The organism is Orenia marismortui DSM 5156 (genome assembly GCF_000379025.1).
In the GTDB taxonomy this organism is placed as follows: domain Bacteria; phylum Bacillota; class Halanaerobiia; order Halobacteroidales; family Halobacteroidaceae; genus Orenia; species Orenia marismortui.
Genome location: NZ_KB900617.1, coordinates 38,209 through 44,403, shown reverse-complemented (window position 1 = coordinate 44,403; position 6,195 = coordinate 38,209). Strand labels below are relative to the sequence as shown.

The 6,195-nt window shown below is 31.9% G+C and carries 6 protein-coding genes and 1 riboswitch; of the genes, 5 read left to right on the top strand and 1 reads right to left on the bottom strand.

What is annotated here, in order from left to right:
* The 3 genes from OREMA_RS16855 to OREMA_RS0100200 form a co-directional block, all read left to right on the top strand.
* The coding region (locus OREMA_RS16855) for an IS30 family transposase (protein WP_018247262.1) at positions 1-844 on the top strand (844 nt) is incomplete at its 5' end.
* A 208-nt stretch (positions 845-1,052) separates the two neighbouring features.
* Complete coding sequence (locus OREMA_RS0100205; RefSeq protein WP_018247261.1) at positions 1,053-2,258, top strand: NAD(P)/FAD-dependent oxidoreductase; 1,206 nt, start codon at positions 1,053-1,055, stop codon at positions 2,256-2,258.
* A 50-nt stretch (positions 2,259-2,308) separates the two neighbouring features.
* Positions 2,309-2,524 carry a DUF1450 domain-containing protein gene (locus tag OREMA_RS0100200; protein WP_018247260.1) on the top strand — a complete coding sequence of 72 codons (216 nt, stop codon included), beginning with the start codon at positions 2,309-2,311 and terminating at the stop codon, positions 2,522-2,524.
* Between the two features lie 79 nt (positions 2,525-2,603).
* On the opposite strand, the gene OREMA_RS0100195 is transcribed toward OREMA_RS0100200, so the two are convergent.
* Entirely contained in the window at positions 2,604-3,647 is a 1,044-nt protein-coding gene (locus tag OREMA_RS0100195; RefSeq protein WP_018247259.1) for a polysaccharide deacetylase family protein, read from the bottom strand.
* A gap of 140 nt (positions 3,648-3,787) precedes the next feature.
* Here OREMA_RS0100195 and sfsA point away from each other — a divergent pair, with 140 nt between their 5' ends.
* Together sfsA and metK are read left to right on the top strand one after the other, a co-directional pair.
* The gene (gene sfsA / locus OREMA_RS0100190) at positions 3,788-4,483 is read left to right on the top strand and encodes a DNA/RNA nuclease SfsA (RefSeq protein WP_018247258.1); all 696 of its coding nucleotides are present in this window, start codon (positions 3,788-3,790) and stop codon (positions 4,481-4,483) included.
* 104 nt (positions 4,484-4,587) lie between these two features.
* A riboswitch (SAM riboswitch) is annotated at positions 4,588-4,691 on the top strand.
* 171 nt (positions 4,692-4,862) lie between these two features.
* Positions 4,863-6,044, top strand: a complete 1,182-nt coding sequence (gene metK, locus OREMA_RS0100180; protein ID WP_018247256.1) for a methionine adenosyltransferase — start codon at positions 4,863-4,865, stop codon at positions 6,042-6,044.
* Positions 6,045-6,195 lie beyond the last annotated feature (151 nt).

Below are 6,195 nucleotides of genomic sequence, written 5' to 3'. Positions count from 1 at the left end.
CTTCCCTGACGCTGGTCAAAAAGTTTATGAATCTAATCGTAAAAATTGCGGACCGAAATTTAAGCTTTTAGAATGTGAAACATTCATTGATTATGTTATAGAGTTATTTTGCGAGCATAAACAATCTCTTGATTCTATTTGTGGTGCAGCAAAGCTGCATAACAAATTCTCAAAGTCAGAGATGGTATGCACTAAAACTCTATATAACTATATAGATCTTGGACTACTTCAGATTAGCAATATTGATTTGCCATTGAAGCTTAAACGTTCTTCAAAATCAAAATGTCTTAAGCGTAATAAAAAGAAACTTGGCACAAGTATCGATGAACGCCCTGAAAATATTAATGATCGCAGCGAATTTGGGCATTGGGAAATTGACACTGTTATTGGTAAAAAGAATAAAAATGATGAAGTTTTACTCACTATGACAGAGCGCATGACTCGTAAAGAAATCATTCGTAAAATTCCTGGTAAAACAGCTGAATCTGTTCAAAATGCTATATTAAAACTAATCAAAGACTCTGGAGAGCTTTTTTCTAATGTATTTAAAAGCTTTACCTGCGATAATGGCTCTGAATTTTCAGAGCTAGGTTCTATAGAAGAAATAGTTGATACAAAAGTATATTTTACTCATCCCTATTCATCATGGGAAAGAGGTACCAATGAACGTCATAATGGTCTCATAAGACGTTTTATACCTAAAGGCAGAAGTATAAGTGAATTCTCTATTGAATCTATTGCTAGAGTTCAAAACTGGTGTAATACTCTACCAAGAAAAATTTTAGGATACCTAACTCCTGATGAAGCTTTTGAAGATCAACTAAGAGAAATTCTATATAACTAATTAACCAAATTATTACAGTTTGAAACTAGTTCAATTTAATATTGCAATTTAAGAAATAATATAATTGAATTGTTTTAGAATTCTATAATTAATAATTTACCTATTAAGATTAGTACTAATCTTAATAGAAATAGCTAAGTATTGTTAATAATAAATGCTAAGAATAGAGAGAATAATTTTAAGAACTTAAATAGAGGAGGATAAATTAATGAAAGAGGTAGCAATAGTAGGTAGTGGTATAGCTGCTATTAGTGCAATTAAAGCTATTAGAGAGTATGATAAAGATTGTAAAATAAAATTATTTGGTGAAGAAGAGACTTATCCTTATAATCGAATAAAATTATCTAAAGGTCTATTAAATGAAATCAAGGCAGATCAGATTTTATTAGAGAAGAAGGAATGGTATGATGAAAATAATGTAGAGCTTAATTTAGGTACAAAGGTTGTATCTATATCACCAAAGGAGAAGGAAATAATTTTAGATAATTCTACGAGAGTAAGTTATAGTGAATTAGTATTGGCTAATGGTGCTAGAAACGCTGCTCCCCCAATTGAAGGAATAGATAAGAAGGGAGTCTTTACTCTAAGGAATTTAGAAGATTCAAGAAAAATTAAGAATTATACTGAAAAGAGTAATAAGATTTTGATTATTGGAGGAGGAGTATTAGGTTTAGAGATGGCATGGGTTCTCTCTCAAGCAGGTAAGGATGTTATGATTGCTGAGATATGTCCATATTTAATGCCCCAACAATTAGATGAAAAGTCATGTGATATCTTAGAGAAAAAGGTTAGTGAACATAATATTCAGATCTTAGCTGCTACCTCAATTAAGGAGATAGTTGGTCAAGCAAAGGTTGAAGGCTTTATAACTGGTGAAGAAAAAGAGGTAGAGTGTGATATGATTATTTACTCTACTGGAATTAGACCTAATTTAGATTTATTAGAAGGAACAAATATCAAGACGGATTTTGGAGTCGTTGTAAATAATAGAATGCAAAGTAACTATTCTAACATCTATGCAGTTGGTGATGTTTCAGAACTTGACAATCAAGGTTTTGGTTTGTGGCCTATTGCTATTGAGCAAGGTAAGATAGCAGGGTATAATATTGCAGGTCAAGATGCTACTTATGAACATCTTACCCCAACAGTTATGCTCAGAGCTTTTGGAATTTCTTTATTTTCTATGGGAGATAATAATAATCAGAAGGCGACAGATGTAATTTATGAAGAGAAAGAAGATAAGTATATTAAAATCTTAATCAAAGATAAAGTGATAATAGGGGCAATTGTAATAGGTGATATGAGTAAATCGGCTATATTAAGAAAGGCTATTAATCAAAGTTTAGACTTAGATGAGTTAAATTTTGATAATGTATCAGTTGAAGAGTTAATAGAGATAATAAAGAATAGATAGTAAATTATAAGAGTGAATAGCTAAAGTTCTAATCATATGGAGGTGGAATAATGCCAGTAGTAAGTTTTTGCGAAAATAACTTTGTTCATGGTGTTGAAGGGTTGATAACTAAAATAGAAGATTTTGAGGATGTAAGTGTAGAGATAGAATCCTGTTTGGGATTTTGTGGTGATTGTGCAATTGGGCCTTTTGCTTTAGTAGATGGTGATTTGCTTCAAGCAGAGACTATAGATGAGTTATATAACAGGATTAAAGAAGAATTATAAACAATTTGTCTTCATCTTTTGACAGGGTTATTTATTCTTATGTAATGTCAAGCCTAGCTAGGCTTGACTTGAACTTAACTTAACTTTTGTAAGCAGATAAGGATAATAAGTCGTTTACAGTAACCATCTTAAAGTTCTTAGCTTTCAGCTCATTAATAATAGTTTCTAATGCATTGATAGTAGGCAATAAGCTTTGTCCTTTTCCACCAGCAGAATGAAATAGAATAATAGCACCTTTATGAAAATCTGGTACTGTTCTTTCTATGACTTCTTCTTTGTTTTTAGCTTTCCAATCTAATGAATCTATAGACCAATTAATCACTTTATACCCCATATTTTGCAACTGATCAAGTGTTGTATCAGATATTGATCCATAAGGTGGCCTTATTAATCCAGTTTTTCTATCAATAATATTTTCAATAGCTTCTTCTGTATCTATTACTTCTTTTGCCAATTCATCTTGATTTAGTTTTACAAGGTCAGCATGAGACCAAGAATGACTAGCGATAGTATGCCCTTCTTCATAGATTCTTTTAACAATACTAGGATTTTGTGTAACTCTTTTTCCTACTAAGAAGAAGGTAGCTTTAACATTATTTTCTTTTAAAACATCAAGAACTTGTGGAGTAAATACTGGATCTGGCCCATCATCAAATGTTAAAGCAACTTGCATGGTCTTAGGACCACGACGATATACTTTATTTACTTCTGATTCCTTTTGGGGTTTAGCTTTAACTACATTATCTTTATCTTCTTTCCAATTGAAATTACTATAACTTGTACTATATTTTGTTGAGTTTGATTTAGTTGAATTACTTAGATTACTAGATGTTCTTTTATAATCTTTTTCTGAAGTTGCTTTAACAACTGAAGAATTTGAGCTAGTTTTTTTCTCCGTTGCAGGTAACTTTATTCTCTGCCCAGAATAAATTAAATTAAGATTAGTAATATCATTAATTTTTGCTAAAGTAGAGACACTTAGATTAAATTTCTTAGAAATTTTAAATAATGAATCCCCAGCTTTAACTGTATAGCTTTCATAAGCATAACTTGTTGTGACCATCGCAAATACTAGTATTAGAGTCAATAATAGAGCAATTATATAATGCATATTTCTTAACAATTTGAAAAAACCTCCTTTTATATTGGTGGGCTGAAATTAGAATAACATATGTTAGATCAAATCTCAATCTGTAAATAATGGGAAGTTAAATACATTTTCTGGTTTTTGAAAAAGGTATCTTTAAGAAAGGAGTAATAGATATGGCATTAGTTGAGTTAGATGAATTACAGGAAGGGAAATTAATTAGTAGAGAAAATAGATTTGTTGCTAAAGTTGAGTTAGATGGAAAAGAGGTTGTAGCTTATGTTCCAAATCCAGGTAGGATGGAGGAATTAATGCTTCCAAAAACTAAGGTATATTTAGCTCATTATCCTAACACAAATCGCAAAACAGAGTATAGTTTATTGCTAGTTAAATACAATAATACTCTAGTTTCAATAGATAGTCATTTAACTAATAAAATTGTAGAAAAGTCATTATTAGAAGAGGATTTAGAAGAATTTACGGGATACAGTGAGATTAAAGGGGAATATAGTTATGGAAAGAGCAGATTAGATTTCTTTTTGAAAAATGGCGAAGAAAAATGTTTAGTTGAGGTAAAATCGGCAACTTTAGTAGAGAATGGAGTTGCTAAATTTCCAGATGCTCCAACCAAAAGAGGTAGAAGGCACTTAGACGAGTTAATAAAAGCTAAAAAAGAAGGCTATCGGGTTGGGGTGATATTTATCATTCAAAGAGATGATGCTTATAAGTTTATTCCCCATCAGAGAATTGATCTTAAATTTGCAGAAAAATTGAAGGAAGCTATTGAAAAAGGTGTAGAGGTTTATGCCTACAATTGTAATATAAGCAAGAAAGCAGTTGAGCTTAATCATAGAGTTGATGTTGAAATATAAGGTGTTGGTCAGTTTTAATTTTCTAAAATAATTAATTGATACTTATTGACAGCTTTAATTGAAAGTGTTAAACTAACTATGGTAATAAATTTAAAATACAAATAACAACATCAAGAGTAGTGGAGGGACAGGCCCTATGAAGCTCGGCAACCACCTAAGATGGGGAAAGGTGCTAATTCCTGCAAGGGGTTTCCTTGGGAGATGTATATTATACCGATCTCTCCTTTAGGGAGAGATTTTTTATTTGAAATTTGCACCCTTAAAGTTTCTTCAATTAAATCTATTAAATTTTAGATAAATCACTAGATTATGTTTGATAGTAATTAAAAAGAATAGTATAAACCTTATATTAGCAGTTATTAAGAGAGGAGAAAAAGTTATGAATAAAAGATATTTTTTTACATCAGAATCAGTTACTGAAGGGCATCCAGACAAAATAGCTGATCAAATCTCAGATTCAGTATTAGATGCAATTTTGGCTAAAGATCCCCAAGCAAGAGTTGCTTGTGAAACTACAGTTACTACCGGGATGATTCTTGTTTCAGGTGAGATTACTACAGCTTGTTATGTTGACATTCCTAAAATCGCTAGAAATACAGTTAAAGAGATAGGTTATGTTCGGGCAAAGTATGGTTTTGACTCTGAAACTTGTGCTATATTAACTTCTATTGATGAACAATCAGCAGATATTGCTCAAGGGGTAGATGAAGCTTTGGAGGCAAAGGAAGGTATAGAAACAGAAGAGATTGGAGCAGGAGACCAGGGTATAATGTTTGGTTATGCTACTAATGAGACAGAAGAATTAATGCCATTACCAATTACTTTAGCCCATAAACTAGCTCATCGCTTAACAACTGTAAGAAAAGAAGAAATCTTAGACTATTTACGACCAGATGGGAAGACACAGGTAACTGTAGAGTATGAAGGGGATAAAGCAGTTAGAATTGATACAATTATCATTTCTACTCAACATCATCCTGAAATAAGCTTAGAACAGATTAGAGAAGATTTAATTGAACAGGTTGTAAAACCAGTAATAGATCCAAAATTATTGGATGAGAATACTACATATTTTATTAACCCTACAGGTCGCTTTGTAATCGGTGGGCCACAAGGTGATGTAGGTTTAACAGGGCGTAAGATAATTGTTGATACTTATGGTGGAATGGCTCGTCATGGTGGTGGAGCTTTTTCTGGCAAGGATGCTACCAAGGTAGATCGTTCTGCAGCTTATGCAGCTCGTTATGTTGCTAAGAATATTGTAGCTGCTGGTTTAGCTGACAAATGTGAGGTTCAATTATCTTATGCAATAGGTGTAGCACGTCCTGTATCTATTATGGTAGATACCTTTGCTACTGCTAAGATAGATGAAACAAAGATTGAAGAGTTGGTCGATAAACATTTTGATTTACGTCCAGGAAAAATTATTGATAATTTAGAATTGCGTAAACCAATCTATCGTCAAGTGGCTGCTTATGGACATTTTGGCAGAGATGATTTAGATCTTCCTTGGGAAAGAACAGATAAGGTTGATCTATTAAAAGAAGAAGCAGGTTTATAATAATTAAATAAAGGTTTAATGTAATAATAACACTCTTTAGAACTGTATGTAGGTCTAAGAACCTATGTATATTTAAAGGGTGTTTTATTTTTTATAGTTGTCTAAGTTAAAAGTGGGATTTAATGGGGATATTGGGACACTTTTAGGTGAT

What these genes read in the sequence shown, in the direction of transcription:
- metK (WP_018247256.1), top strand. Translation starts at nt 4,863, where the DNA reads ATGAATAAAAGATATTTTTTTACATCAGAATCAGTTACTGAAGGGCAT.
- OREMA_RS0100205 (WP_018247261.1), top strand. Translation starts at nt 1,053, where the DNA reads ATGAAAGAGGTAGCAATAGTAGGTAGTGGTATAGCTGCTATTAGTGCA.
- OREMA_RS0100200 (WP_018247260.1), top strand. Translation starts at nt 2,309, where the DNA reads ATGCCAGTAGTAAGTTTTTGCGAAAATAACTTTGTTCATGGTGTTGAA.
- sfsA (WP_018247258.1), top strand. Translation starts at nt 3,788, where the DNA reads ATGGCATTAGTTGAGTTAGATGAATTACAGGAAGGGAAATTAATTAGT.